Origin of the sequence: Mesorhizobium sp. M0048 (genome assembly GCF_040323405.1) — a bacterium.
Lineage (GTDB): Bacteria > Pseudomonadota > Alphaproteobacteria > Rhizobiales > Rhizobiaceae > Mesorhizobium.
The window spans coordinates 1-26,100 of the sequence record NZ_JAMYUV010000029.1 but is presented as its reverse complement, the minus strand read 5'-3'; the positions used below and the strand labels follow the sequence as shown (position 1 = coordinate 26,100).

General features: G+C 62.7%; 30 protein-coding genes. 10 read left to right on the top strand and 20 right to left on the bottom strand.

What is annotated here, in order from left to right; genetic code table 11:
* Nucleotides 1-118: 118 nt before the first annotated feature.
* From NKJ84_RS21630 to NKJ84_RS21620, 3 genes are read right to left on the bottom strand one after another with little or no spacing between them, the layout of a single operon-like run.
* The gene (locus NKJ84_RS21630) at nucleotides 119-1,534 is read right to left on the bottom strand and encodes an ATP-binding protein (RefSeq protein ID WP_352508121.1); all 1,416 of its coding nucleotides are present in this window, start codon (nucleotides 1,532-1,534) and stop codon (nucleotides 119-121) included.
* Between the two features lie 49 nt (nucleotides 1,535-1,583).
* A complete protein-coding gene (locus tag NKJ84_RS21625) occupies nucleotides 1,584-2,303 on the bottom strand; it encodes a response regulator (protein WP_023678415.1) in 720 nt (239 codons plus the stop codon).
* A complete protein-coding gene (locus NKJ84_RS21620) occupies nucleotides 2,290-2,817 on the bottom strand; it encodes a MarR family winged helix-turn-helix transcriptional regulator (protein ID WP_023719182.1) in 528 nt (175 codons plus the stop codon). Before NKJ84_RS21620 ends, NKJ84_RS21625 begins: the two co-directional genes overlap by 14 nt.
* A 243-nt stretch (nucleotides 2,818-3,060) precedes the next feature.
* Between NKJ84_RS21620 and NKJ84_RS21615 the strand changes: the two genes are divergently transcribed.
* The 3 genes from NKJ84_RS21615 (at nucleotide 3,061) to NKJ84_RS21605 (ending at nucleotide 5,223) form a co-directional block, all read left to right on the top strand.
* Nucleotides 3,061-3,954 carry a branched-chain amino acid aminotransferase gene (locus tag NKJ84_RS21615; RefSeq protein ID WP_352508120.1) on the top strand — a complete coding sequence of 298 codons (894 nt, stop codon included), beginning with the start codon at nucleotides 3,061-3,063 and terminating at the stop codon, nucleotides 3,952-3,954.
* Nucleotides 3,955-4,099: 145 nt separating this feature from the next.
* Nucleotides 4,100-4,411 (top strand): hypothetical protein, encoded by a 312-nt coding sequence (locus tag NKJ84_RS21610; RefSeq protein ID WP_254819202.1) that lies wholly within the window; start codon nucleotides 4,100-4,102, stop codon nucleotides 4,409-4,411.
* A gap of 170 nt (nucleotides 4,412-4,581) precedes the next feature.
* On the top strand, nucleotides 4,582-5,223 hold the full coding sequence (locus tag NKJ84_RS21605; RefSeq protein ID WP_352508119.1) for an MBL fold metallo-hydrolase: 642 nt from the start codon (nucleotides 4,582-4,584) through the stop codon (nucleotides 5,221-5,223).
* Between the two features lie 69 nt (nucleotides 5,224-5,292).
* Here NKJ84_RS21605 and NKJ84_RS21600 read toward each other — a convergent pair whose 3' ends face one another.
* From NKJ84_RS21600 to NKJ84_RS21590, 3 genes are all read right to left on the bottom strand, one after another.
* The gene (locus tag NKJ84_RS21600; protein WP_352508118.1) at nucleotides 5,293-5,703 is read right to left on the bottom strand and encodes a BA14K family protein; all 411 of its coding nucleotides are present in this window, start codon (nucleotides 5,701-5,703) and stop codon (nucleotides 5,293-5,295) included.
* A gap of 192 nt (nucleotides 5,704-5,895) precedes the next feature.
* Nucleotides 5,896-6,108, bottom strand: coding sequence for a cold-shock protein (locus tag NKJ84_RS21595; protein WP_006202521.1), 213 nt, complete (start codon nucleotides 6,106-6,108; stop codon nucleotides 5,896-5,898).
* Between the two features lie 226 nt (nucleotides 6,109-6,334).
* Nucleotides 6,335-6,547, bottom strand: a complete 213-nt coding sequence (locus tag NKJ84_RS21590) for a cold-shock protein (RefSeq protein WP_006202520.1) — start codon at nucleotides 6,545-6,547, stop codon at nucleotides 6,335-6,337.
* 501 nt (nucleotides 6,548-7,048) lie between these two features.
* Here NKJ84_RS21590 and NKJ84_RS21585 point away from each other — a divergent pair.
* Nucleotides 7,049-7,444, top strand: coding sequence for a Kazal-type serine protease inhibitor family protein (locus NKJ84_RS21585; RefSeq protein WP_352508117.1), 396 nt, complete (start codon nucleotides 7,049-7,051; stop codon nucleotides 7,442-7,444).
* 10 nt (nucleotides 7,445-7,454) lie between these two features.
* Here NKJ84_RS21585 and NKJ84_RS21580 read toward each other — a convergent pair whose 3' ends face one another.
* The 4 genes from NKJ84_RS21580 to NKJ84_RS21565 are packed head-to-tail and all read right to left on the bottom strand — an operon-like array spanning nucleotide 7,455 to nucleotide 8,403.
* Nucleotides 7,455-7,679, bottom strand: coding sequence for a hypothetical protein (locus NKJ84_RS21580; protein ID WP_352508116.1), 225 nt, complete (start codon nucleotides 7,677-7,679; stop codon nucleotides 7,455-7,457).
* A 32-nt stretch (nucleotides 7,680-7,711) separates the two neighbouring features.
* Nucleotides 7,712-7,849: a hypothetical protein gene (locus NKJ84_RS21575; protein ID WP_254819207.1), complete on the bottom strand. Its 138-nt coding sequence runs from the start codon at nucleotides 7,847-7,849 to the stop codon at nucleotides 7,712-7,714.
* 45 nt (nucleotides 7,850-7,894) lie between these two features.
* Nucleotides 7,895-8,140 carry a hypothetical protein gene (locus NKJ84_RS21570; protein ID WP_254819208.1) on the bottom strand — a complete coding sequence of 82 codons (246 nt, stop codon included), beginning with the start codon at nucleotides 8,138-8,140 and terminating at the stop codon, nucleotides 7,895-7,897.
* Nucleotides 8,137-8,403 (bottom strand): hypothetical protein, encoded by a 267-nt coding sequence (locus NKJ84_RS21565; RefSeq protein WP_352477936.1) that lies wholly within the window; start codon nucleotides 8,401-8,403, stop codon nucleotides 8,137-8,139. The genes NKJ84_RS21570 and NKJ84_RS21565 overlap by 4 nt, the downstream gene beginning before the upstream one ends.
* Nucleotides 8,404-8,740: 337 nt before the next feature.
* Between NKJ84_RS21565 and NKJ84_RS21560 the strand changes: the two genes are divergently transcribed.
* The 3 genes from NKJ84_RS21560 (at nucleotide 8,741) to NKJ84_RS21550 (ending at nucleotide 11,039) form a co-directional block, all read left to right on the top strand.
* Nucleotides 8,741-8,923: a hypothetical protein gene (locus NKJ84_RS21560; RefSeq protein ID WP_352477934.1), complete on the top strand. Its 183-nt coding sequence runs from the start codon at nucleotides 8,741-8,743 to the stop codon at nucleotides 8,921-8,923.
* 10 nt (nucleotides 8,924-8,933) lie between these two features.
* Nucleotides 8,934-9,200 carry a DUF1488 family protein gene (locus tag NKJ84_RS21555; protein WP_254819211.1) on the top strand — a complete coding sequence of 89 codons (267 nt, stop codon included), beginning with the start codon at nucleotides 8,934-8,936 and terminating at the stop codon, nucleotides 9,198-9,200.
* A 183-nt stretch (nucleotides 9,201-9,383) separates the two neighbouring features.
* Complete coding sequence (locus NKJ84_RS21550; protein WP_352508114.1) at nucleotides 9,384-11,039, top strand: tetratricopeptide repeat-containing sulfotransferase family protein; 1,656 nt, start codon at nucleotides 9,384-9,386, stop codon at nucleotides 11,037-11,039.
* On the opposite strand, the gene NKJ84_RS21545 is transcribed toward NKJ84_RS21550, so the two are convergent.
* From NKJ84_RS21545 to NKJ84_RS21520, 6 genes are all read right to left on the bottom strand, one after another.
* Nucleotides 11,026-11,379 carry a DUF1428 domain-containing protein gene (locus tag NKJ84_RS21545; protein WP_352508113.1) on the bottom strand — a complete coding sequence of 118 codons (354 nt, stop codon included), beginning with the start codon at nucleotides 11,377-11,379 and terminating at the stop codon, nucleotides 11,026-11,028. The genes NKJ84_RS21550 and NKJ84_RS21545 overlap by 14 nt on opposite strands.
* Nucleotides 11,380-11,457: 78 nt before the next feature.
* The gene (locus tag NKJ84_RS21540; RefSeq protein WP_254819275.1) at nucleotides 11,458-11,886 is read right to left on the bottom strand and encodes a VOC family protein; all 429 of its coding nucleotides are present in this window, start codon (nucleotides 11,884-11,886) and stop codon (nucleotides 11,458-11,460) included.
* A gap of 127 nt (nucleotides 11,887-12,013) precedes the next feature.
* Entirely contained in the window at nucleotides 12,014-12,187 is a 174-nt protein-coding gene (locus NKJ84_RS21535; RefSeq protein ID WP_023719167.1) for a hypothetical protein, read from the bottom strand.
* Between the two features lie 103 nt (nucleotides 12,188-12,290).
* The gene (locus NKJ84_RS21530; RefSeq protein WP_352508112.1) at nucleotides 12,291-13,820 is read right to left on the bottom strand and encodes an ABC-F family ATP-binding cassette domain-containing protein; all 1,530 of its coding nucleotides are present in this window, start codon (nucleotides 13,818-13,820) and stop codon (nucleotides 12,291-12,293) included.
* Nucleotides 13,821-14,258: 438 nt separating this feature from the next.
* A complete protein-coding gene (uvrB, locus tag NKJ84_RS21525; protein ID WP_352508111.1) occupies nucleotides 14,259-17,573 on the bottom strand; it encodes an excinuclease ABC subunit UvrB in 3,315 nt (1,104 codons plus the stop codon).
* A gap of 113 nt (nucleotides 17,574-17,686) precedes the next feature.
* A complete protein-coding gene (locus tag NKJ84_RS21520; protein ID WP_352508110.1) occupies nucleotides 17,687-18,940 on the bottom strand; it encodes a hypothetical protein in 1,254 nt (417 codons plus the stop codon).
* A 143-nt stretch (nucleotides 18,941-19,083) separates the two neighbouring features.
* Between NKJ84_RS21520 and NKJ84_RS21515 the strand changes: the two genes are divergently transcribed.
* Together NKJ84_RS21515 and NKJ84_RS21510 are read left to right on the top strand one after the other, a co-directional pair.
* Nucleotides 19,084-20,124: a CapA family protein gene (locus NKJ84_RS21515; RefSeq protein ID WP_352508109.1), complete on the top strand. Its 1,041-nt coding sequence runs from the start codon at nucleotides 19,084-19,086 to the stop codon at nucleotides 20,122-20,124.
* 72 nt (nucleotides 20,125-20,196) lie between these two features.
* Nucleotides 20,197-21,168, top strand: coding sequence for a hypothetical protein (locus NKJ84_RS21510; protein WP_352508108.1), 972 nt, complete (start codon nucleotides 20,197-20,199; stop codon nucleotides 21,166-21,168).
* 13 nt (nucleotides 21,169-21,181) lie between these two features.
* Here NKJ84_RS21510 and NKJ84_RS21505 read toward each other — a convergent pair whose 3' ends face one another.
* Entirely contained in the window at nucleotides 21,182-21,676 is a 495-nt protein-coding gene (locus tag NKJ84_RS21505) for a YegJ family protein (RefSeq protein ID WP_254819220.1), read from the bottom strand.
* Between the two features lie 207 nt (nucleotides 21,677-21,883).
* On the opposite strand from NKJ84_RS21505, the gene NKJ84_RS21500 reads away from it, so the two are divergent.
* Nucleotides 21,884-23,506, top strand: a complete 1,623-nt coding sequence (locus NKJ84_RS21500) for an FAD-binding oxidoreductase (protein ID WP_352508107.1) — start codon at nucleotides 21,884-21,886, stop codon at nucleotides 23,504-23,506.
* A gap of 8 nt (nucleotides 23,507-23,514) precedes the next feature.
* Here NKJ84_RS21500 and NKJ84_RS21495 read toward each other — a convergent pair whose 3' ends face one another.
* From NKJ84_RS21495 to NKJ84_RS21485, 3 genes are all read right to left on the bottom strand, one after another.
* Complete coding sequence (locus tag NKJ84_RS21495) at nucleotides 23,515-24,030, bottom strand: hypothetical protein (RefSeq protein WP_352450478.1); 516 nt, start codon at nucleotides 24,028-24,030, stop codon at nucleotides 23,515-23,517.
* Between the two features lie 159 nt (nucleotides 24,031-24,189).
* Nucleotides 24,190-25,320: a hypothetical protein gene (locus tag NKJ84_RS21490; protein ID WP_352508106.1), complete on the bottom strand. Its 1,131-nt coding sequence runs from the start codon at nucleotides 25,318-25,320 to the stop codon at nucleotides 24,190-24,192.
* 6 nt (nucleotides 25,321-25,326) lie between these two features.
* On the bottom strand, nucleotides 25,327-25,761 hold the full coding sequence (locus NKJ84_RS21485) for a DUF4383 domain-containing protein (RefSeq protein ID WP_023719157.1): 435 nt from the start codon (nucleotides 25,759-25,761) through the stop codon (nucleotides 25,327-25,329).
* Between the last annotated feature and the right edge of the window lie 339 nt (nucleotides 25,762-26,100).

Here is a 26,100-nt window from a genome sequence, read left to right as displayed (position 1 = left end):
CGGGCAGGCGCGGGGTCGAAATGAGGCCGCAGGGCCGAATCAATCAGGATCGCGCGCTTCATTGGCGCTCTTCACCATGGTTTCATGACGGGCGAATGAAGGCCGGGTCTTGCTGCCGTCAAGCCGGAACCTTGATCACCGCCCGCAAGCCGCCGAGCGGGCTGCGTTCGAGGACGATGTCGCCGCCATGACTGCGGGCAATGTCGCGTGCGATGGAGAGGCCAAGGCCGGTGCCGCTGGCGTCGAGGTTGCGGGCCTCGTCGAGCCGCACGAACGGCTTGAATACATCCTCCCGCTTTTCGGGCGGAATGCCCGGACCGTCGTCGTCGATGGTGACGAGCAGCGAACCGCGTCCATGATTGGCGTTGATCTCCACCGTCTTGGCATAGCGGAATGCATTGCCGACGACATTGGAGAGCAGCCGGGCAAAGGCATTGGGGCGCACGTGGACGTGCGGATCGCCGGTAAGTACGGTCGACAGCTTGCGCTTGCGGAGCGCGGCTTCCTCGCGAAGCTTGTCGAAGAAGGCTTCGAGGTCGAACCGGCCGGCATCTTCCGATGCTTCGCCGCGTGCAAAGGCAAGGTAACCTTCCAGCATCGACTGCATGTCGTCGATGTCCTGGTCGAGTGCCTGGGTGTCGGCCGCCTTGGTCCCGGCCAGTGCCAATTGCAGCTTGAAGCGGGTGAGGATGGTCCTCAGATCGTGGCTGACGCCGCTCAGCATGGCGGTGCGCTGCTCGAGCTGGCGTTCGATGCGTTCGCGCATCTGGATGAAGGCAAAGCCGGCGCGGCGGACTTCCTCGGCGCCGCGCGGGCGAAAATCGCGCGGCATCGGCCGGCCTTTGCCAAAGCTCTCGGCCGCCTCGGCCAGCGTCAGAATCGGCCGGATCTGGTTGCGCAGGAAGGGAATGGCGATCATCAGCAGCACCAGCGAGGTGCCGACCATCCAGATCAGGAAAATATGGGTGTTCGACGCGTAGGCCTGGCTGCGGCGCACGAAGACCCGCAGCACCTTGTTCTCAAGCTGGACGCGGACCTCGACGATATTGGAATTGCCGACCGTATCGATCCAGAACGGCCGGTTGATCTGGCGGGTGATCTCGGAGGAAAGGATCTCGTCGAGGATCGAGAAGAACGGCTTTGGCCCGGGTGGCGGCAGCGGGTCGGGGGGGAGGAGGTCGACCTTCAGCTGCATGCGATCCTGGGCGATGCGGATGACGTTCGCGTAGTCGGCGTCATGCGGATAGGTCTCTATCAGGTCGATGATGGCGGCGATGTCGCGCACCGTGGCCTGTGACAGGCGTTGCGTCACGGTCTGCCAATGGCGCTCCATGAAGACAAAGGCGACGACCGACTGCAGCATGATCATTGGCGCTATGACGATGATCAGCGAGCGGGCATAGAGCCGCTTCGGCATGTAAAGCGACACCAGGCGCCAGAAACGGTTCCAGGCGCGCGGCACGGCCTTCAGCGCCCGCGTCGCGCGGGCGCCGAAGCCGCCATCTCCCGGCCGTTCGAGTTGCGTGGTCGCCATTCGTCTTTTCGCTCACCGGGAGCGGCAAAGGGCCGCTGTCGGCGGCATTCTATTCCACGCTGAGCCGATACCCAATACCACGCACGGTCTGCAGCCAGACCGGATTGGACGGATCGCGTTCGATCTTGCGGCGCAGCCGGTTGATCTGGACGTCGATCGTGCGCTCGCCGACCTCGGATTCGTCGCCGACAAGCTCATGCCGCGGTATCGTCTCGCCGGCACGGGCAGCGAAGATCGCCAGGATTTCCTGCTCCCGGTCGGTCAGCTTGAGCGCCTCTCCGCCGCGCTTCAGCTCACGCCTGGCGATCTGGAACGTATAGGGGCCGAAGACCAGCTGTTCGACCTTGGGCGTCGTCGCGGGGCCGCCGCGGCGCAGGATATTGTTGATACGCAGGATCAGCTCACGCGGGTCGAACGGTTTAGGCAGATAGTCGTCGGCGCCGGCCTCGAGCCCGGTGATCCGGCTGTCGGTTTCGGACAGTGCGGTGAGCATCAGGATCGGTACGTTTTTCTCCGCCCGCAGCGCCTTGGTGAGATCGACGCCGCTTTCGCCCGGCATCATGACATCGAGCACGATCAGATCGAAGTCGAGGCCGGCGAGCTTGCGCCGCGCCTCGCCGGAATTTCCGGCGACGGTGACGCGAAAGCCGTTTTCGGTCAGATACTGTTTCAGAAGATTGCGGATACGGGTGTCGTCGTCGACCACCAGCAGATGCGGCGCGTCGTCTTCCGGTGCTGTCGGATGATCAACCCTCTCAATGGTCTCCATGGCTTTTCCCTGACATCTTTGCGGGCACAATGTCGATCTGCGCCCTTAGTTCCGGATTGACCATCGCTTCAAGGAACCGTTCGATAACGGCGCGTTCGGTGGCTCCGGAATCTTCCAATGCAGCATGGATGCGGCGCGACTGTGGCCGCGCCAGCGCCAGCGCCAGCGCACGGCCCTTGGCCGTCGGATAAAGCTCGCGCTGGCGGCGGTCGCGGGGGCCCTGCAATTGCACGATATGGTCGGTGTCAATCAGTTGCTTGAGCACGCGCGCCAGGCTCTGCTTGGTGATCTTGAGCACGTCGAGGAGCTCGGCGACCGTCAGGCCGGGCCGGCGATTGACGAAATGCAACACCCGATGATGGGCGCGGCCAAAACCGTAATCGGCCAGGATCTGGTCCGGATCGGAGGTAAAGTCGCGATAGGCGAAGAAGAACAACTCGATGATGGCGAAATCGATGCCGTCCTCGTCGGTGATCGCCGTCCTGATCGGCTCTGCGGCTGCGTGGCTCGTCATCTTTTCTCCGTGTGAAGCAGAAATTATGTCAGCACTATTGACGTATTTTCCACGCGATGGTAATTTTTGGCAAGCTTTTCGGCGGATTGCGAACGAAAAGGCAAGCGAAGCCGTTTTTTCCGGAACTTCCTAAGTTTGCCAGACCTTAAATATCCGCCTACGCTTTGAGACAATGGCCGCCCGCAGCGGCCGAGGCGAAACACGCAACGACACTGTGCGGGCTGCCGCCCGCGGGAGGTTACCATGGCATCCGTTCCCTTCGACCAACTGGACGGCTTTATCTGGATGAACGGCCAATTCGTCAAATGGGCCGACGCCAAGATCCACGTCTTGACCCACGGGCTGCACTACGCCAGCGCGGTATTTGAGGGCGAGCGCGCTTATGGGGGCGAAATTTTCAAGCTGACCGACCACACCGAACGCCTGCACGAATCGGCGCGCCTGCTTGGCTTCAAGATACCCTACTCGGTCGCCGAGATCGACGACGCCTGCCGCACGCTGTTGAAGAAGCAAGGTTTCCAGGACGCCTATGTCCGGCCGATCGCGTGGCGCGGCAGCGAACAGATGGGCGTTTCCGCACAGAACAGTCGGATCAACTGCGCCATCGCCATCTGGCAGTGGCCGAGCTATTTCGACCCGGCGCAGAAGCTCAAGGGCATCCGCCTCGACATGGCCGAATGGCGCCGCCCCGACCCGCGCACCGCACCGTCGAAATCGAAGGCGGCCGGCCTCTATATGATCTGCACCATGTCCAAGCATGCCGCTGAGGCCAAGGGCTATGCCGACGCCATGATGCTCGACTGGCGGGGCCAGGTGGCGGAAGCGACAGGCGCCAACATCTTCTTCGTCAAGGACGGCAAGATCCATACGCCCAAGCCCGATTGCTTCCTCGACGGCATCACCCGCCGCACGGTCATCGGCCTTGCCAAGGACCGCGGTGTGGAGGTGATCGAGCGCGCCATCATGCCGGAAGAGCTTGAAGGCTTCCAGCAGTGCTTCCTCACCGGGACGGCAGCCGAGGTGACGCCGGTTTCGGAGATCGGTCCATACCGATTCGAGGTCGGCGAAATCGCCAAGACGCTGATGAATGACTATTCTGCGGCCGTTCAGCCCAAGCACGCAATCGCTGCAGAATAACGAAAGTCACAGCTTTTTTAACTAGTAAGGGCGGTTTTCGAGCCGCCCCTTTTATTTAAGCGCTTCTGCATTTGACTTTCACACAATTCGGCGTCTCATGATGGGGTCGGCCCGGGAGGCTGGCAGCTATGGAGGGACTGGAAATATGGATATGAACACGCTTCTTCCGATCATTATTCAGGTGATTACGGGTATCATCGGTGGTCAGGCGGTTGGCGCGGCTATCAAGACGGCGGCGATGGGGCAGCTTACCAAAATCCTTGGCGGCGCTGTTGGCGGCGTCGGCGGTGCGGCCATCCTCAACAGTCTGCTGGGTGGCGCGGTCGACCCGACAGCCGCGGCCACGGCGGCAGGGGCAGGCAGCGCGTTGAACATTTCAAATATCGTTGGCGGTGCCGGCGGCGGCGCCATCCTGACCGGCATCATCGGTGCGGTCATGAACGCGATGAAGAAATAAGCTTTGACGTTTCAAGTTTTCAAATGGGCGGCTTCGGCCGCCCATTCCGTTTTCCGTTTGTGGAGCGGTGGACGCCGTTCGCGTGTGTCTCTACATCAGGGTAAAGGTTAGGGCTTTCCTGACGCGTTCGAGGGGGGCGCGCAGCGCTCCGACAGCGTGAAAGGACGAATATGGGTCAGCTCAACGCCGGCATTGTGCCGGTCACGCCGTTCCAGCAGAACTGCACCATTCTCTTCGACATGGACGACAGGCAAGGCGTTGTCATCGATCCGGGCGGCGACATCGACAAGGTGCTGGCGGCGCTCGAGGACAATGCGATCACTGCCGGCGCGATCTGGATCACGCATGGCCATATCGACCATGCCGGCGGGGCCATGGAGCTGAAGGAGGCGCTCGGTATCGAGATCATCGGCCCGCATGCCGCCGACCGGCCGCTGCTCGCCAATCTCGAGAACCAGGCGAAGCGCTACGGCATCACCGATCCCGTGCGCAACTGTGTCCCCGACCGGTTCCTTGCCGAAGGCGAGACCGTTTCGTTCGGCTCACACGTGTTCGAGGTGCTCCATTGTCCGGGCCACGCACCCGGCCACGTCGTCTACTATAACCGGGCGGCGAAGTTCGCGCATGTCGGCGACGTGCTGTTCCGCGGTTCGGTCGGCCGCACCGACCTGCCGGGCGGCGACCACGCCGCGCTGATCGCCTCGATCAAGGAGAAGCTTTTGCCGTTGGGCGACGACATCGGCTTCATCTGCGGCCACGGTCCCGGCGGCCGTTTTGGTGAGGAGCGGCGGAGCAATCCGTTCCTGATCTGAAACCGCTTGCCGGAAACAAAAAGCGCGGCCTGTGCAACCGCGCTTTTTTCCGGCAGGAAACTGCCTCCGTTAATTGGCGGTGCAGAAATGCTGTTCGCCGTCATAGCCTGTGAACGTGCCGGTACGCGCGTTGAAGCTCCGGTAGCGGTCCGAGCAGTATTCGTACCAGCCGCGGGTCCAGGGCTCCGCATAGCTTTCGGCATAGGCCACTCGCGGCTGCACGTAATAACGGCGCACCGGGGCAGGCCGGTAGTATTCATCATCATAGGACGGGTCGTAATAGCGGGGCTGCGGGCTGGCGAGCGCACCGCCGATCAGGGCACCGGCCGCAAGGCCGAGCACGCCTGCCGCAACGGCGTCGCCGTTGCCGTGGTGCCGGCGGTGATGGCGCCATTCATCGGCACTGGCCGCGGGCAAGGTCGCAAGCGTGGTCGCAACGACCGCGGCGGACAGGATGGCAGTCTTGAAAATTCGGTTCATATCGGTCTCCTTCGTGCCGGCCCGGGTCGTTTTCGGGGGATGCGGTCCGGCTTTAACGAAGACTAATATGGGACCGTGGCTGAACGGGGGCTGAACGAAATTTGGCAGGCGGGTTCATCCAACTGGGCGATTCAAGCGTGCGGTAAACACCGCAGGCCAGACCGGCCCACGTCCATTCTGTCCAGGGCCGGTTCAGCCGATCGACAGGTTGACGGCTTTCGGACCCTTGCCGCGCTTGTCCGGCTCGGTGTCGAATGTCACTTTCTGCCCATCCTCAAGACCGGGAAGACCCGACGCCTGCACGGCCGAAATATGGACGAAGACATCCTTTGCCCCGTCGTCCGGCGTGATGAAGCCGAAGCCCTTGGCGTGATTGAAGAATTTGACGGTGCCGGTCTGCGGCATGGGAAGCTCCTTTGATCCCACAAGTCCAGTCTCGGGCCGGCAAATGCCCGGACGGAAATTTGTCCTTTATTTTAGTGCCATCGGCAAGAGAAAGTTTTGCGGGTGCCGGCAAGCATCCCAGAACACAAAAGGCGCGACGAAAGCCGCCGCGCCTTTATAAAATTCACGTCACACCAAAGCCTTGCAGCATCCTCACACCCCGAAAGGACGCGCGGCACGCCGCCGTTCAGGCGGCGCGGAGATTGACCGCTTTCGGACCCTTCCCCATACGGTCGGGCTCGACATCGAAGGTGACCTTCTGACCGTCGACGAGCGTGCGCAGCCCGGAAGCCTCGATCGCCGAGATGTGGACGAACACATCCTTGGCGCCGCCATCGGGCGTGATGAAGCCGAAGCCTTTGGTAGCGTTGAAGAATTTAACGGTGCCGGTCTGGGCCATTGGGGAAACTCCTTCACCCGTGTCAGTCTTGGTGGTTCCGCCCGCCGCCTGGCGCCGTGGGCAAGTCCCGGTGGTTGCTTCGGCAGTCATGCACTGGCGCATGGTAAAACCCCCCGCCGAAAACGGGGCTGTCAGAGATTCACAGTATCGGGGAAAGGTCGTCCAAAACGTTCCGCTCTCCGGGTCGCAAATGCCCGAACACAAAATTTATCGCACGGAAACGTGATGCTTGCAAGATAGAGCCGCGGGCGGCCCAACAGGCGCATCCCGACGCATCGCACCGATAGTTCCGGTTCTCCGCGCGGTCATCGGCCAGACGCAGCCCAGGCATGGTCCAGCAAGCGGGGCCGGTGCTGTTTTGCCTTTGCGCCGGCCTACCGTCGCCCTGGTTGGCCATGCCGCCGGTTGCAAACAGGGGTTGCATTTGGCGGCGGAATGACGAGGATCGGCCGGAGGCAGGCACCATTTGTGCAGGCACGAGTTTCGAGGGAGGGAACATTCATGCGGTTTCTTGCGGCAATCTTCTCGCGGCAGGTTTTTTCCATCCTGTTCCTGTCGGCAATTCTCGCGGCCTGCACCGTCGTGGTCGATGAGGGGCCGGGGCCGCGCCCGCCACGGCCGGGGCCGCAATTCTGCACCAGACAATATGACCCGGTCTGCGCCAGGCGCGGCGGCGACCGCCAGACCTTCGCCAACGCCTGCCTTGCCGAACGCGCCGGATACCGCATCATCCGTGAAGGCGAGTGCCGTGGCGGTGGTGGCGGCGGCGAGCAGACATTCTGTACCCGCGAATACCGCCCGGTCTGTGCCCGTCGCCATGGCGAACTGCGCACGTTCCCCAATGAATGCGAGGCCCGCGCGGCTGATTATCGGGTCGTCGATGATGGGCCGTGCTAGCGCACCGGCCTTACTGTTCGTCCGGATAGGCACCATCGGCGGGGCCGGCGTAGAGCTCGGCGCCGTCCTCGTTGGAGATGCGCAGGCGATCGGGGATCTGCGGCATCATCAACGTGTGAAGCAGCGTGGCGGCGCCTTGCAGGGCGGCGCGCAGGTTCGGCGCCTCCAGCGACACCCGGTCGAGTGTCGCTTCGTCGGCATCGCGCGAGCGGTAGAACTCAATGACGAAGTTCAAGCACGCCTCCACCAGATTGTCTGCGATCGACCCTAGCCTTTGGACTTGGGTTTCGTACCGGTCTCCGCCTGCTTGACCGCCGAGCCGAACGGCGAGGCCGGCTTTGCAGCCACCTTGTCCTTCTTGGGCTTGCGTGTCTCGCGGTTGCTTCGCTGTTGACCCTTGGCCATTTCTGATCCCTCGTGCGTGGGTGGTAATGTCGAGAGTGCTATCGCTCAGCCGGCCGGGTTGTCGACCGGTTCGAGATTGTCTTCCGTGGTGACCCGCTCGTAGGTCTCCTGCTCGCTGCGGATGCGGTATTGCGGCGAGCCGTCCTTGACCGGCAGCCGGCTCTTGATCTGGAACAGCTCCGCGGTCTTTTGGACAAGGCCGATGCGGCTCTTCATGCGGACGGTCTGGCCGACGGTGAAGATATGCGACGGCGTATCCGTGCGCCGCGCACTCTGCTGGAAGCGGATCATGTAACATTCTCCTGATCGTGCCGAAGCGCTGCTTCGAGTTCGGCGTGGTCGACGGCGACAAGCTGGCTGGTCGGGCTTTTCACCGTCCTTGACGGCAGATGGATGAAAGTGGCGACGCGGCGCCAGGCAAGCCACGACATGCCGTCGATCAGTTCCTCGTCGTGGTCGATGTCATAGTCGCCGGCCGGCTGCACGCCATCTAGCCCGCCAAGCACGAAAGGTGCCGCGAAATGCGCGATGGAATGAGTGGTGCGGGCAGACATTCTTGTGCCTTGAAGTTTCTTTCCGGCCTGGCCCTGAAAACGGGGCCTGCATTGCGGTATCGGGTATCGGCGATTTGTATGAGGTTTTGGCGGGCCGAGAACCCCTGACGCCGCGAGGGGACCAAGCACGGCCCAAAAACGGTTCCATACCAATATTCTGAAAATGCGGCTTATTCAAGAAGATTCCGGCTTTTTGCCGCTACCAACGTAAAATTACTTTTCTATGGTTATTTGCGAAACGATGATACGGTGCCGGGCATCTCAAAAATTGTTTGAAGAAGTTCCGGAAGAGTTCCTCCGGCATTTGTGTTTATTTAGGTATGAAGGGAATAGAGTCATGAGTTCCGTAAGAACAGCGAATGTCCCGACAGTTGCAGTCGATCCTGTCGTCAAGCCGACAAAGGTCATATCGCCGCGCCTCACGATAAGAAGCGACGAGGCGGCAAGGCGAAGGATTGCCGACACCGACGGCACGGTGCGGCGGGCGCGCCAGCTTGCCGAAAGCAACCGCCTGATTTGACGCGCAAGCCATGACACTCAATTTTCCCAATCCCAGCCGGTCCTACGACGCTGCAGCCAAGCGCGTTCGTTTCGTCGGGCATGACGGCATGTTCGAAGTCCCGTTCTTTATCGAGGTTACGGCACTTTCGACGGTAAACCCGGCTGCAAGCGGAGCCGAAGCCGAATTCCTCAGTGCCTTCGACGCCAAGCGTTCGTCGATCCACGATATTGCGCGCGAAGCCTACTCGCACGGCCGCAAGAACATGTATGTGCTGACGCCGGCCGACTTTCGGTAAGTTCCCCGGGTTCGGAGGTTTGCTTCGTAGCGACCGCCGTCTGCTCTTGCACGTGCCGCAGCGATGGCCTAGATCGCGGCAGGCGGACAACACGGCAGGTTTCCCATCAACAGAGATCCGAGACAACCGGCAGGCGCACGTTACGGCTCAGGCGGACAGCCGCCGCTGGGGCTTGACCAGTACGTGCAGCGGGCGCTGCAGCTGCACCAGGCGGGGCGCCGGCAGGAAGCCGAGGCGCTTTACCGTCAGGTGCTGGCGCAAAAGGCCAACCACCCGGCTGCTGCGCATTTCCTCGGGCTTCTGCTGCACCAGACCGGGCGCAGCGCCGAGGGGCTGGCGCTGATCGAACAATCGGTGCGTCTGCAGCCGAACAATCCGGATTTCCTCAACAATCTCGGCACCGTGCTGCGCGACCTGGGCCGGGTAGCGGCCGCGGCCGATCTCTTCCGCAAGGTGGTGGCGATTCGGCCGGACCAGTTGGCGGCGCGCGACAATCTCGGCTCGTCGCTGAAGCAGCTCGGCCAATTCGAAGGCGCCGAAGATATTTATCGCGGCACGATCGGCCGCAACCCGTTCCATGTCCGCGCCCGCGTCGGGCTTGCCGAAACGCTGCAGGAAGCGGGCCGGCTGGATGAGGCACTGGCTGTTTTTCGCGAGGCGCTGACGATCCGGCCGAAGGATGCCGATCTTTTGCACGGCCTGGGCGTCGGGCTGATGGAAAAGGGCAATCTCGACGAGGCTGCGGATCTTTTCAGGCAGGCGCTGGCGGTGGACCCCGGCATGGCCAGGGCCTGGCTGATGCTCACGCAGGTCAAGCGCCAGAAGGAGCGCGACGCCGAGCTTGCCCGCATGGAGGCGGAGCACGCCAAGGCGCCGCAAGGCAGCCTGGCGCGCATGCAGCTTTCCTTCGGCCTCGGCAAGGCCAACGACGACCTCAGGGATTATGGCCGCGCTTTCGACTATTTCGCCGAAGGCAACGCGATCCGCCGCCAGGGCATCGACTACGATGCCGGCAAGACGCGCGGCGAGTTCGAGGCGATGAAGGCCGTATTCGACAAGACCTTTTTTGAAAAACACAGGCCGGGCGGGATCGCCGACGACACGCCGATCTTCGTTGTCGGCATGCCGCGATCCGGCACCACGCTGGTCGAGCAGATCATCGCCAGCCATCCGCAGGTCTATGGCGCCGGCGAGCTCAGCATATTGAAGACGGCGGTCGGTAAGCAGTTTCCGCTCAGCATGAAGGGCGGCTTTCCCTGGGGCATCGCCGACATGTCCGACAAGGCCTATGCCGAGGCCGGCCAGGCCTATCTCGATATGCTGCACGCCCGCTATCCAGGTTTTCGGCACGTCACCGACAAGATGCCCGGCAATTTCCTCTTGGTCGGCTTTATCCATATGATGCTGCCGAAGGCCAAGATCATCCATTGCGCGCGCGATGCGGCGGCGACCTGCCTGTCGATCTACAAAGTGCATTTCCGCGGCGACAGCCACCGCTACGGCTACGATCTCGACGAGCTCGCCGATTTCCACAACCTCTACACCGATATCATGGCGCACTGGCACGCCGTGCTGCCTGATGTCGTGCACGACGTTCGCTACGAGGATTTCGTCGCCGACCAGGAAGGCCAGTCGCGGGCGCTGATCGCCCATCTCGGCCTCCCGTGGGACGACGCCGTGCTGTCGTTTCACCAGACCGACCGGCCGGTGCGCACGGCGTCGGCCGCGCAAGTGCGCCAGCCGATGTATCAGGGCTCGGTCGATCTGTGGAAGCGCTATGGCGACCGGCTGAAGCCGCTGCTCAATAAACTTGATCGAGGGGCGCCTACAGCTCGATGAAGGGCTGAAAACCGCCAAAGATCATGCGCTTTCCGTCGAACGGCATGGTCTCCCAGTCCGGCTTGAGGCGCGGATCGGCCATCACCTTGGCCATCACCGCATCACGATGCTGCCTGGATTCATAGACGACCCAGGAGAAGACGACGACCTCGTCTTCCTTGGCCTGCACGGCGCGCGGGAACGAGGTGAGCTCGCCATGGGGTACGTCGTCGCCAATGCATTCGACATAGGCCAACGCGCCATGCTCCTTCCAGACGGCGCCGGCCGTCTGCGCCATTTTCTTGTAGGCATCGAGATTTGCCTTGGGCACGGCCAGTACGAAACCGTCGACATAGGACATCTGACTTCCTCCATGTGATCGTTTTCCTCTCCCTTTAGAGCGGGGAGAGGTGATTTCAGACACAGCCTGTGTTGGATGTTAAGCTGCTTTCACCGGTGCGTTCATTGCCCATTCGACGCCGAACGGATCACGCATATTGCCCCAGCGGTCGCCCCAGAACATCACCTGCAACGGCACGACTTCCTCGCAACCCGCCTCGATGGCCCGCTTCCACCAGGCGTCGATGTCGTCGCTGCCGAGATGGAGCTGCATGGTGTAGCCCTGCGGCTTCACAGCGGCCATTCCATGCTCAGGATAGAAGTCGGAAAGCATCAGGGTCGAACCGTTGATGTGCAGATGGATATGCATGGTGCGGCCCTGTTCATCCGGCGGATAGGCAAAGACCTGCTCGGCACCGAAGGCCTTTTGGTAAAATTCTGCGGCTTTGAAAGCGCCGTCCAGCTGAAGGTAGGGCGTCAATCCGCCAAGCACTTTGGCGGCGGACTGGGTCTGCGGCTGATCATTCATGTCATGCTCCTCTTTGCGTCTGGTTGGCCTTTGCGAACCACAGGACGAACGGAACGGCGAAGATCCTACACGGCCGATGGTTTTTGGATTCGAAATGGCGCCTGCCGCGACGGCCAACTGCCACCTTTCAACCTTCGATGCGAATCCGCGGGCTGTTTTGCGCGTCGACGACGATTTCCGGCCAGCCGATATCTTTGCGCAACTCGATCGGCAATGAAAGGATGGCGCGTTCGCTGCGATAACGGGCGCGAGCCGCCGAGTAACGCGTCACGGCGTGACCTATGGATGACAGAATAGACATGATGCTTTCTCCTCGATTGGCGCCGGCATCACCGTGTCGGCGTCCCAAGGACGTGGCATGCGATCATCATCCGACAGAGCGCCGGATTTTTTTCCGCAATTTTTCAACCGCCCGCTTCGGCTACCTCCTGGAAGAAAGCTTCCGGGCTATCGATCTCGGTCAGCCGCCGTTTCTCGATCAGCCAGAAGCGGTTGCCAACCGCGCGGATGAAGGAGCGGTCGTGCGAGGCAAGCAGGCAGCTCGCCTGACGTTCCAGCAATTCCGCTTCCAGCGCTTCATGGCCATCGATATCGAGATGATTGGTCGGCTCGTCGAGCAAATAGAAATTGGGATTGGCGAGCCTGAGCGCCAGCATCATCAGCCGCGCCATCTGTCCGCCCGACAGCACGCCGATCCGGCGCTCCTGCATGTCGATGCTAACGCCGACGCCCGCCAGCAACGAGCGGGCGCGCTGCTCGCCGACATCGAATCTGCGCGAGAGCATCGCCAGCGGCGTGTCATCGCCGCTGATGCCCGACAATGCCTGGTCGCTATAGCCGAGCACGGTCGACGGCGTCACCTTCACGCTTTGCGCCACCGTTTCCGGCTCGACGATGGCGTTCCGGATCAGGCCGATCAGCCGTGATTTGCCGACACCGTTACGGCCGAGCAGGACGATGCGGTCGCCTTGGCAGATATGGCGCTTGCCGGTGCTGAACAGAACCGTGCCGTCAGGTGTTCCGACCACCAAGTCGTCGAGCGTGATCAGCACCTTGGCATGGCTGCCGCGATTGGCGAGCTTGATCGCGCCCGCCGATCTTTCGCGGTGTGCCGGCGCTGCCGCTTCTTCCAGTCGCTCTGCCCGCTGGTTGAGCTGCTTGGTCTTGACCGTCAAAAGGTCGCTGCCGGAATTGATGCCGATATTGTTGAGCTTGGCCGCCTGCCGGCGCAGCTGCTGCGCCACTTTCATGTCGCGCTGGAATTTGCGCTCGGTCGAGGCGTCGACCTCGTCCAGCGTAAGCCTCGCCCGCGAATAGGGCAGCGAAAACACCGGCGATTGTTCGGGGCGTAGAAACAGCGTGCGGTTGGTCGTCGCGTCGAGGAACGCCCTGTCATGGCTGGCGATCACCACCGGCACCTCGCGCGACAGCGCGTTCAGCCAGGTCTCGAGCTGGCTGATCTTGCCGAGGTCGAGATGGTTGGTCGGCTCGTCGAGAAGTAGGACGTCGGGATCGGTGACCCAGACACGGGCGATCAGCGCCAGCCTTTGCCAACCACCGCTCAAGGCTCGCATCGGCCGCTCGCGCATCGGCTGCGGCACATCGAGCGAGTTGAGAACCACATCGATGCGCCATTGTTCGCTTTCGGCCTGCTCGGCCGGCAAGACGTCGGCCACCACTTCATGAAAGCTGCGCCCGGCCAGCGCTGCGGGGATGATTTGCTCGACATAGCCGACGCGCAGGCCGCGCGTGCGGGTGATGTCGCCTGATGTCGGCTCCATGTCGCCGGTCAGGCACTTCAACAAAGTGGATTTGCCGCGACCATTGGCGGCGACGATGCCGAGCCGATCGCCGGTGCCGATGGTGAGGTCGAGATTGGAGAAGAGCGGCGCACTCATAGTGACGCCGAGGGACTTGAGGCTGATCAGGGCCATGTCGATTTCTCTGGTCTGTCCGGAGTGATTCCGGTTGATGCACTTTGACGGTGCGCAGGCTGGCCATCAGGCTCGGCGTTGCAGCACCACGAAGGGCAGACCAAGAAAATCGAAGCGGGAGAACCCGGACCGTCTCTGGTCAGCCCTGCAAGCAAGCTCGCAGGGCAGAGACAGGGCCGCGCTGACGGTGGTGAGAAAATAACACGCAGCCCTCCTTTCAAGACGTTCAAGTTGTAGAAACTGGCTACACCAAGGGTAGCGCCGATGGCAAGTGGCTAGGCTCCCCCTTCTCCCCTTGCTTGGTGGGAGAAGATGGCCGCGAAGCGGTCGGATGAGGGGCGCTCCAGCTTGGCACCGACGGCGATCCGTCCAGCACCCTCAACCGTCTCGGCGCTGCGCGCCGATCCACCTTCTCCACAAGGGGAGAAGGGAAGCTCGCTACCGTCCCGGCCGACCCGTCTTGCCCGGCCGGCGCTTTTCACGGCGGGCGTCGGCGGGGTCTTCGTAGGAGCCGATGCCAGCGCGCTGGCGGACGATGGGTTTGGCTGAAACGTGGCGTTCCTTCGCGCCCCCCTCTACCCTGCCCTCTTTGCCACCACTTGGCATCTCCCCCACGAGGGGGGAGATTGGCTGTGGTTTCGCCGGCGCTTTTCCCTCGACCGGCTTCTCGGTCCGCCGCACCGTCATCTCGTCCAGTGAGTTCTTCCTGAACAGCGGCTTGGTCGGTTCACCCGGTATACCGAAATCCGAACCGTGCGCTTCCTGCGCCGACTGTTTCTTGAACAGCGAACGGGAGACCGCGCCTGACGGCGTCGGCATGTCGGTCCCAGGTCCCATATCGTCCAGCGAAGGTTTCGCGAACAGCGGCTTCTTGACCGGCACGGCGCCGTCGGCGCCCATTTCGTCGAGCTCCGGCTTGCGGAAGAGGTTGGGCCGGGCAGCCTTGGCCGCCTCTTCGGCGGCATGTGCCTCGTCGAGCTTCCGGAAACGCTCCTGTTCCTCTGCTGTACGATGTTTGGCCACGCCCTTGTTGTGCTTGCCCTTTTCGCGGCCCGAAACCGGGCTTTCCATGTCGGCATATTTGGCCAGCGGGTCGTCCGAGATGGACAGTTCCATCTCGCGCAGCCGCTTGATCTCGTCGCGGATGCGGGCCGCCTTTTCGAAATCGAGGTTGGCGGCGGCGTCGCGCATCTGCTTTTCCAGGGCGTCGAGATGCGCCTTCAGATTGTTGCCCATCATCGCGCCGGCGCTGTCGGTGAACTGCGAAATGTCGGCGCGGACATGATCCTTCTCGTAGACCGAATCCAGAATGTCCGAAATGCGCGACTTGACCGATTCCGGGGTGATGCCGTTGGCCGCGTTCCACTCCATTTGCTTTTCGCGACGGCGGTTGGTCTCGGCCATCGCGCGCTCCATCGAGCCGGTGACCTGGTCGGCATAGAGGATGACCTTGCCGTCGACGTTTCTGGCGGCACGGCCGATGGTCTGGATCAGCGATGTCTCGGAGCGCAGGAACCCTTCCTTGTCGGCGTCGAGAATGGCGACGAAGCCGCATTCGGGAATGTCGAGGCCTTCGCGCAGCAGGTTGATGCCGACCAGCACGTCGAAAGCGCCGAGGCGCAGATCGCGCAGGATTTCGATGCGCTCCAGCGTGTCGATGTCTGAGTGCATGTAGCGGACGCGAATGCCTTGCTCATGCAGATATTCGGTCAAATCCTCGGCCATGCGCTTGGTCAGCACGGTGACCAGCGTGCGGTAGCCGGCCCTCGTGGTCTCGCGGATTTCGCCGACTACGTCGTCGACCTGTGTCTTGGCCGGGCGCACTTCGACCGGCGGGTCGATCAGGCCGGTCGGGCGGATGACCTGCTCGGCGAAGACGCCGCCGGACTGCTCCATCTCCCAGGCGCCGGGCGTCGCCGAAACCGCGACGGAGAGCGGGCGCATGGCGTCCCATTCCTCGAAGCGCAACGGCCGGTTGTCCATGCAGGACGGCAGGCGGAAACCATACTCGGCCAGCGTCGCCTTGCGGCGAAAGTCGCCGCGATACATGCCGCCGATCTGCGGTATGGTGACGTGGCTTTCGTCGACAAAGACCAGCGCATTGTCGGGAATGTATTCGAACAGTGTCGGCGGCGGATCGCCCGGCTTGCGGCCGGTCAGATAGCGCGAATAATTCTCGATGCCGGCGCAGGAGCCGGTCGCCTCCAGCATCTCCAGGTCGAAGCGGGTGCGCTGCTCAAGCCGCTGCGCCTCAAGCAGGCGGCCAGCCTTTTCAAGCTCTTGCAGCCGATATTTGAGTTCTTCCTTGATAGACTTGATGGCTTGATTCAAGGTCGGGCGCGGCGTGACGTAGTGCGAATTGGCGTAGATCTTGACGCTCTTCAGCTCGCCGGTTTTCTGGCCGGTCAGCGGATCGAATTCGGTGATCGCCTCGATCTCGTCGCCGAACAGCGAGATGCGCCAGGCGCGGTCTTCCAAGTGGGCCGGGAAGATCTCGATCGTGTCGCCGCGCACCCGGAACGAGCCGCGGACGAAGTTGATTTCCTGGCGCTTGTATTGCTGGGCGACGAGGTCGGCGAGCAGCGCGCGCTGGTCGAGCCGGTCGCCGATCTGCATCTGGAAGGTCATCGCCGTATAGGTCTCGACCGAGCCGATACCGTAGATGCAGGACACCGAGGCGACGATGATGACGTCGTCGCGCTCGAGCAGCGAGCGCGTCGCCGAATGGCGCATGCGGTCGATCTGCTCGTTGATCGAGGATTCCTTCTCGATGTAGGTGTCGGTCCGGGGCACATAGGCCTCGGGCTGGTAGTAGTCGTAGTAGGAGACGAAATACTCGACGGCGTTTTCCGGGAAGAATTTCTTGAACTCGGAATAGAGCTGCGCGGCCAACGTCTTGTTGGGCGCCAGGATCAGAGCAGGGCGTTGCGTCTCCTCGATCACCTTGGCCATGGTGAAGGTCTTGCCCGAGCCGGTGACGCCGAGCAGCACCTGGGTGCGGTCGTTGCTGTTGACGCCCTCGACGAGATCCTTGATCGCGGTCGGCTGGTCGCCGGCCGGCTCGAAATCCGAGACCATCCTGATGGCGATGCCGCCTTCGGACTTCTCCGGCCGGGCAGGGCGGTGCGGCGTCCACAGCACGCCGTCCTTGTGCAGCGGATTGCCAGATTCGATCAGCGCCGACAGCGCCGCGACGGTGGCGGTGACGCCGCCCGAGGCCATGGTCTCGGCGTCCTCCAGCGAAATGTCGAGGCCGGCGACAGGATTGAGACCGGCCGCAGTGCGCTCCCGCGCCGAAGCCGCGCCGCCCATCGAGGTGCCGCGTGCAGTACGGCCGGGGGAAGAGGAGCGCTCCGGGATCTTCTTGGCAGACTTGGCGCCTTCCCTCCCCCTCGAGGGGAGGGTGGCGGCGGAGCCGCCGGGTGGAGTCGGTGCGGCAGTGCTCTGCGACCCTTCATGCCGAGCGCTTCCTTTGCCGACCTCCTCTGTCGCCTTCGGCGACATCTCCCCCTCGATGGGGGAGATTTGACGCCCTTCCTTCTCGGCTTCCCGCTCGATCTGCTCGGCCCAGTCGGCAATCGAGCCGGTCAGCGGCGCGCCGGTGAACTCGGCCTGCGGCGCCTCGGCAAAGCCGCCCTTGTACAGGGGCTCCGAGGCATCGAGGAAATCGGTCAGCGGACTGCGCCGCTTGGGCGGCGAAGCGCGCTCGTCATTCGCCGGCGGCGGCGTTTTCTTGTCGGAGAGTCTGGCCATGGCCCGAATATGGGAGGTATCGGCCAAAATGGAAAGAGCGGAGTGGCGGGTAGCGCGAGGCGCAATTTGGCTGCTGACAGCAGGCTGTCAGGAGCACCCTCCAGGTTTCGTCCTCAGTTAAACCAAAGCGCGAACGTCAGAAACCCGGCGCCGCCGAACTGGCGCTGGATCTGGTTGAACTCCTCGCTTGTGAGAATCTTGCCGCGTTCGAGATAGGGCGCGATGGCCGGCCCGGTGATCGACAGCACCAGGTCGAAGGTTTTTGGCTCATCAAAGAAGCGCTTCATGTTGATGCCTTTATCGGCGATGCGGAAATGCGGCAGCAAGGTGCGGCCTTCCAGAAGATCCTCGGCCATATCAAGGGCGGCGAGCCAGGCCTGCACCTGCTCCTCGCCGACTTCAAGGCCCGTCAGCGGGCTGGCGCCTTTCTGCTGCGGCCCGGGCAGCCATTCGCGGTCATTGTCGGTTTCGGCGCGGATGGCTTTCCAGTCTTCGCGCGACAGTCGGATCATCTCCATCAGATGGCGGCGCGCCGCTTGCCGGCGCTCAGGCTCGACCACTTGCCAGTTGATGAGATGCACCAGGGAGATGAAGTCGGCGAGGCGCCATTCGGACGTCAGGATGCCGCCATTCATGCCAGCGTCCAGCGGCACGAGCGTATCCTGCAGCGGCAGTTTTGCGCGCGGGAACAGCATGTGGAAGGAGCCGTCGAATGTGTTTTTGAAATCATGCGCCAGCCAGAAGTCTGCCTGCGCCATCAGGAACTCGGCATAGCCCTGCAGCCAATAACCGTCGGCGCGGTCGAAGCGGAAGGTGAGGGCGGGTGCGGCCGCGTCTGGCACACCGCCGCCGCGTGACAGAACCGCCATGATCGCGGCGGCACTTTCGTCCGGCGCGATCTGGCCATCCTCGTTGAGATCGATGCCGAGGCGGGTGAGGTCGATGACCGTGCCGATGTCCGCATCGGCGGGCACCGAACCCAGCGTGGCTGCGGATTTCTCCAACCGATCGCGGAAGGCGACGAGAATGGCGCGGAATTGTTCGTAGGTCAGTGGCTCGGGATTGGCATTGTCCGGCACCGGCAGCCGCATCAGCGGCAGCATGAAGGATTGCGGGCTTTCGAAACCGTGGCGATGCAGGCCGCCGGCCAGGATCTCCAGCGCGGTGAAGAATTCGCCGGCGCCGGCGGCGTAGGCGGCTGCCGGATCGCCTGGCGCGGCGGTTTCAAGAGCGGCAAGAGCGCCGTTACGCTCGGCCACGGTTTTTGCCTCGAACAGGGCCGCGGTATCCGGCACAGCGCCGCCGGCCGAAGACAGCGGCAGGAAAAGAACGATGGCGCATGCCATCAGCCTGGAAAAACGCGTCATCGTGATCACCCCTTTTGTCGCTCCGCAGTGGATCATACACGCATTTGGTTCGCGCGCCTGTAGCCCTGTGGTTCAACGATAACAGTCAGCGCTTCAATCAATCCGGCTGGCGGGCTACACAAGGCAAACCATTGGGCCGTCGCGTGTCGAATTATCCGCTTTCCTACAAACTGTCCTGGCTGCCACGCTTCCTCCGGCCTTCGCTCAATGGCGACGCGCGCGGCTTTGCTCCGGCGGACGCAGCCCTGCTCGACCCGCCGCCGGCGCGGACGGTGCGGCTGGCTTTCGTCGGCGATATCTCGGCGGTGGCCAATCGCAGCGCGCCGGACTGCGATCCGGCGATTGCGGCACTGCTTGCCTCGGCCGATCTCGTGGTCGGCAATTGCGAAAGCCCGGTGGTGGAACGGCCGAGCGCTGTTTTGGGTACGAGGTTTGGCACGCACCACGCGATGAACGAGCGGTTCCTTGCCGAGGCGCTGGCCGCTGCCGGCATTTCGCGCGAAAAACTGGTGCTGTCGCTGGCCAACAACCATGTGCTCGACCAGGGCATCGCCGGCTTCGACGAGACGGTCGCCGTGCTGGAGCAATTAGGCATCCGCACGATCGGCACTGCGGCTCCGGTCGAGCGGTTTGCGGTTGGTTCGCTGACCATAGGCCTTGCCGCCTTTACCTTGTGGCGCAATGCCGACGCGGCTCAGTTCGCGGGCCGTGTCTCGATGCAAGGCGATCCGGCGCAATGGCCGCGCGATGCCGCTTCGGGTGTCGACCTCCTCTGCGCGGTGCCGCATTGGGATTGGGAATTCCGGCATTTTCCACGTGCGAGGACGCGGGCACTGGCGCGGCTTCTGGCCGAACATGGCGTCTGCCTGATCGCCGGGCATCATGCCCATGTCGTGCAGCCGATCGAGCGGATCGGCAAGACGCTCGTCGCCTATGGACTCGGCGATTTCTTCGGCACCGCCTTCGCGCGCCAGCCTTGGCCTGGCCGCATCGGTGCCATTTTCGTCGTCGACATCAGCGCCGATCCCGGCACGCGCGGCGCCATTGCCGCCTACCGGCTGCATGCCTTCATGCGGCTGCGCGCCGGCGATCACGAGCGGCTGGTGCCGGTTGAAATGTTGAAGGGAAAATCAAGGCAAAGGGTTCTGGCCCGCCTCGATGCGATCTTCAGTGCCGGGCGCTGACGGCTGCGCTGACGCGGTCCACCAAACCGGCTATCATGCCCAGCGCGGGCAGGCTTGTGGCGGCGGTGGGTGATGGAAACTGCGGATTTCATGCCGAGCGAAGCGGTGATCGCCGGCCTCAGGAAGAACATCGAGGCCTATGAGGCCGAAAGAGCTTCGGCCCATCGCCGGACGCGCTGGCGGGTCCCACTGTTCATCGGGCTGGTGCTGGCGTTCGTGGTGTTTGTGGCCTGGCTCTTCAACGGGGTTGCCGACCCGAACGAGCAGTGGGTCTCGACCCCGCATGTGTTCCTCTATGTCGGCGGACTCCTGGCAGCGATCTTGCTCTATTTCCGGGCGATCAAGCCAGCGAGCAAATTGCAGCAGTCGTTTCGCAGCACGCTGTTGCCGATCATCTTCGGTTTCATCGAGGACATGCGGTATCGCCACAACGTCAAGCCGAATTCGTTCGACCGACTGCCGCGTGAGACGGTTGGTTCGTTCAACCGACAGTCTTTCGACGATGTTTTCTCCGGCCGCTATGAAGGGTTTCCATTCGAGCTGTACGAAGCAGATCTACGGGAAGGGACGGGCAAGAGCACGACGGCAGTGTTCAAGGGCGTGATCGTCGCCTTCGAGACGATCGTGCCGTTCCCCGGCACATTGGTGGCCGCGCGCCGGACCAACAAGGTCGTCGGCTTCCTCCGCGGCATCTTCGGCAGCAAGATGCAGGAATTGTCCAGCGGCGTGCCGGAGCTCGATGCCGCCTATGAGTTCCGCACCGACAATATCGAGGCGGCGCGGCCGCTGGTGACGGGCCGGCTGGCGCAGGCGCTGCAATGGCTCGGCGAGACCCGGCCGAACGATCCGGCACGCGTCGCGCTCAACGGCAGCGACGGCTTCCTCCTGCTGCCGCAGGAAAGGAATTTCTTCGAGCTCCCGGATATCTCCACGCGCCTGGACTACACCAAGCATGCCGCGCCGATGATCGCAGACATGGGGGCGATGCTGGCGACGGCGGCACTGGTGCGCAAAATCGGGGCGCGGGACGAGGAGGCGGGGTAGTCCGGCTGGGCGGTCAGCAATCGAAGCCGCGTTGGCTACGCATGTAGTCGACTTCTTCCTTCGGCATCGACTTGAACATCACACAGACGGTGAAACTGCCAACCTGGTGACCGTTTTTGGTATATCCCCAGTCGGAAATATCGTCTCGGTTGAATTCTACATACTGGCCAGCCACGACGTTGTGGACACTATGTGGCTCATTCGCCAATATCCCCACGAATCCGGTTTCGTTCCGCTGGAACGGGATGACCCAGAAGTGTTCGGTCACATGTCCGTCCTTGATCATCACCTTCAGTTTGAATGTGTCCGTTCCAGGTGGCGGTGTCTGGGATAATGCCAGGAATGCGTCCAGGGTGGCACGTGCCTGTGCAGTCGCCGCCGCCATATCCGGATCGTCAGGCGCGACTGCGACGACGCTGTCGTCGCCCTGACTGGAGTCGTGAGCCTCGGCGCATATCGGAGCAAGCTCTAGCATCAGGGACAGTATCGCGCGGGACACGAGCTTCATGGAATGGGCGCCCATACAATGGTCAGCATCATCATGGATCCGTTCGGATCTTCAATCATAGCGCGAAACATACCTTAATTGCAACCATAAGAAAATGCTCCTGATGCTGATGCCGCAACTGCCGCAACTGCCGCTAGTTCTGCTACGCACTCCGGCTCTGGTTTTTTGCCGGAAACCCGCGCTATCCCTGAGGCAGCGAGGGGTGTCATGGTCGAGGAACGCAAGGGGTTTCGCCTGTCGCGGCGGCTGCTGCTGGGTGCGGCGGTGGTCGGCGGCGCGATGCTCTGGGGCGGGACGACCGTGGCGCGCCTGGCGCGCGGTCCGTCGGTGCAGAAGAATTCCGGGCGCATCGCCGACATTGACGGGATCGACCTGGCGCAGAAGCCGCTGGGGGGCCCGCCAGCCTACGATCCGGCGCTGCCATGGCTGACCAAGGGCGGCGACATCAACGATGCCAGCGGCTTGTCGATGACACCGGTCTACGGCGTTATCGAAGTCAGCGAGGAAGACCACATCGCGAGCGCGCTGGCCTTTGCCCGCGCCAATAGCCTGAAGGTCTCGGTCGCGGCGGTGCGCCATTCGATGGGCGGCCACGCCTTCGACGATAACGCGCTGGTCCTCGACATGCGCAAATTCAACAAGGTCAGTGTCGACCCGACGGCGAAGACGATCACCTTGCAGCCGGGCGCGCGCTGGCACGACATTCAGAACCTTTTGCACCCGCGCTTCGCGGTAAAGGCGATGCAGTCGACCGACATCTTTTCGGTCGGCGGCTCGCTGTCGGTCAACGCGCATGGCATGGACCACCAGGCCGGCTCGGTCGCCGACTCGATCCGATCGATGCGGGTGATGCTGGCCGACGGTTCGGTGACGACCTGCTCACCGGCCGAAAATACCGAGCTGTTCCGCCACGTCGTCGGCGGCTACGGCCTGTTCGGCGTGGTGCTGGAGGCGACACTCGACATCGTCGACAACGCCGTCTACCGGACCTCGCGCGAGATCATCAGATCGGACGATTTCCCGACGTTCTTCGCCGAGGTTCTGGAGCCAAACAGGGCGATCGGTCTGTTTTATGGGCATCTGTCGACTGCGCCGGGCAATTTCCTCGAGGATATGATCGTCTACCGCTATGACAAGGTGGCCGACCAGCCGCCGGCCGACCAGCCGGCAATCGGTGAACCGGGTTCGGTCGGGCTCAAGCGGGTGATCATCAACCTGGCGAAATGGGGCAGCCTGTTCCAGGAGCTGAAATGGTTCACCGAAAAGACGCTGGAGCCGCAATTCGAGAGCTGCACGGTGGCGCGGACGACGGCAATGGCCGAGGGCGAGGCCTGCCTCGTCACGCGCAACAATCCGATGCACGATTCAGTGCCCTATCTGTTCAACGATCTGCTCGATGAGACCGACATCCTGCACGAGTATTTCATCCCGCGGGCGGCCTATAACCCGTTCATCGCGGAAGCGCGCGAGATCCTGCGCAACCAGACCCTGCCGGTGCTCAACGCGTCGGTACGCATCGTCCACAAGGAGGATGTGGCGCTGAATTATGCGCCGGAGCCGGCCTATTCGCTGGTGCTCTACATCAATCAGCCGACAGACGCCGACGGCAATGCCAGGATGCGGGCGCTGACAAGGGCGCTGATCGACGTGACGATCAAGCATGGCGGGCGTTTTTTCCTGCCCTACCAGCTCCACTACACAGGCAAGGAACTGCTTGCCTCCTATCCGGAACTGCCGTCCTTCCTGGCGAAGAAGCTGCAATACGATCCGGGCGAGTTGTTTTCGTCGATTTTTTATCGCGCCGTCAAGGCATTGATCGGCACGGCCTGAAGCGGCGGCTACAGACCGTCAGGCAGCTTCGCCGCCAGCCAGTTCGCCGAACGCCTGGCGATGCCGATCGTTGCCGATGCGGCGCGGCCGAGATCGGTCTTGACCACGGCGTAGCCGGCCTTCGTGCGGTAGAGCACGGCGCGGCCGCCATCGACCGCCGCTTCATAGGCGACCGGCCGGACGGCTTCCGTTTCCGTCGCCGTTGCCTGCGTTCCGACCGCAGCACTGGGCCGATGGCTCAGTTCCGGTGGCAGCGGGTCTGTCGCGGCCGTACTGGCCGTCGTCAATTCAGGCTCGGAAGCGGTCGCAGCGAGTTGCGATGACGAAGACGAGTTCTGTGTCCGGCAGATGCCGGAGACCAGCGGATAGTCGAAATTGCGCTCGTGCAGCATCTGGCTTTTCATCGCCGCTTCGCATTCGGCGATGGTCGACCATTTGGCGGGCGTCTCGCCGATATATTCGCAAAGCCTGGCGTCGCAGTCGCAGCCGACGATGGTCATGGCGACAAGGGCGGTCTTGATCACGGTCTTGTGCCTCCGAGTTGCCTGCACATGTGCGCAAGACAACGTGTCTACGGCATCATCAATCGTTGCGGAACAAGGCGGGATTTGGCCGCGATTGTGGAATGAGCGTGGCGGAGCATCACGCAACGTTTTGCCGAGGCCGGCTGTGACCGAAAGGCCTCAGTAATCGTAGACATGCTCGAGCCTGGCGCCTGCCGTCATCAGCGCTGGCAGCACGATGTGCAGCTTGCGCACGGCGACGGTCAGGCCGGTGCGTCGCGTCGAAGGTTCCGCCGGAAGCGGGTAGCTGAACAAGGTGCGTGCATCTTCGGGAACCTTGATTTCGTCGTTGGAAAGCATGGTGACCATGATCTCGTCATTGCCGCCGATCTCGACGAAGGAGATGCCCTTGCCGATCAGGCGCGGAATCATGTCGGTGAACACCTGATAGCGCCTGGTGACGAAGACCGTGCCGTCGGCGCCGAGATCGCGCTCCAGCAAAGTGTCGGGCTCGTTGCGCGTCACCTCGCTGACCGGACCCTTGGCCCAGACGTGAATGTCGAGCAAGGCCGGATCGGTGGTGGCGGCGAGCGCCGACTTGATCAGATCGGCGTAGCCTTGCTTGATGGTGTCGGCGAAGCCGAAGGCGAGCTTGCGTTCGCTGGTACGGACAGCGCTGTCGTCCGCTGCCGGCTGGACGGCGAACAGGCCGGCACGCTTTTCGGCATAGGGAAACTGGTACCACGGCACCTGGTCGAGAAAACCGGCATACTCCGCCGCCACCTTGGCCTGGTAGATGTCGACGGCGGTGCGCTTGCCGGCTGTCGCTTCGGTGACGCGGCCGACCGTATTTTCATAGGCCCACTGGATGGCGTGCTCGATCGTGTGGCTGGTGCCGATGATCACCAGCATCTGGTGATTGTCGAGGTTGAACCTGTAGGCGGAGCTGGCGCGGATGACCATCGCATAGTCCTGCCAGAAGCGGCCGATATAGGAGAGATAGGGAAAACCGCTCGGCTGGTTCTTGTCGACGAAGCCGGCATATTCGCGGGCGGCGTAGACGATGGCCCATTCCGGATAAGTAAGAAAGGTCGATTCCTCCGGCCGCTGGTAGCCGGGGATTTCGGCACGGATCTTGTCGGCCAGCGCCTTCGGCGGGGCACCCTCAGCGACGCCCGGCAAAGGCGTTGTGTCCAGCGACGGCGTCGTGAGAAAGCCGTAGGCCAGCCCGGCGATCGGGATCAACACGACAATGACGACGAGCCAGAGGATCGCCTTGATGATGCGCTTCAGCCAGCGGAACAGGAACATGGCCGGTCAGGCCGTGGCGAAATGGTCGTACACACGTTTCGACAGCCAGAACCCGACATAGACGGCGAAGCCGCCGATGACGATGTGCGGCAGGTTGGCGAAGAAGCGGGCCGGGAATTCGATGTCGTTCAGGGAGCGGAAGCCGTTGATGAAAATGCCGCCATCGAGGCAGCCGGAACCAGTGACCAGGCCGAGCACGCCGTCGAACAGATAGACCGAGCCGAACAGCTTGAAATAGAACACCGCCTGGCGGTGCGAGATGAAGGCGGCCGCCAGCGCCCAGACGCCGGAGAAGGCGTGCAGCAAATCATCATACCATTGCAGCGAGAACAGGCCGAACAGATTGCCGCCGGCATCGTTGAAGGCCGGCACATAGCCGATGGCAACAACGCCGAAGAACAGGAAAGCATAGGCAACAGCAAGCTTCTGGATGAGCGTCATGAAATGTCCCCCTGCCGTCAGCCCTTTTAACCGGCCTCCCACGGCAAGTGGATAGTAGCTGATTTTGGCGCAGGGTGAAGCGTCGCCGGCAAAGTCGTCCGGCGGGGCCACAAGGACAGTCGGCGCCGGGATTTCTCCCAGCGCCTCCCTGTCAGATCAGGACACGGTCGCGGCAGCAACTCCCGAAAGGTGTCGCGCCATGCCGGCCTTGATTTTGACGGTCCTGCCAGTCGCCACCCTGTTTGGACCGGGGACATCGCGAACAGGTGTGCGAGGACATCGCGAACAGTTTGGCGCGCTTTGCGCTGGGGGGTTCGGGATGCCATTCGAGGACACGAG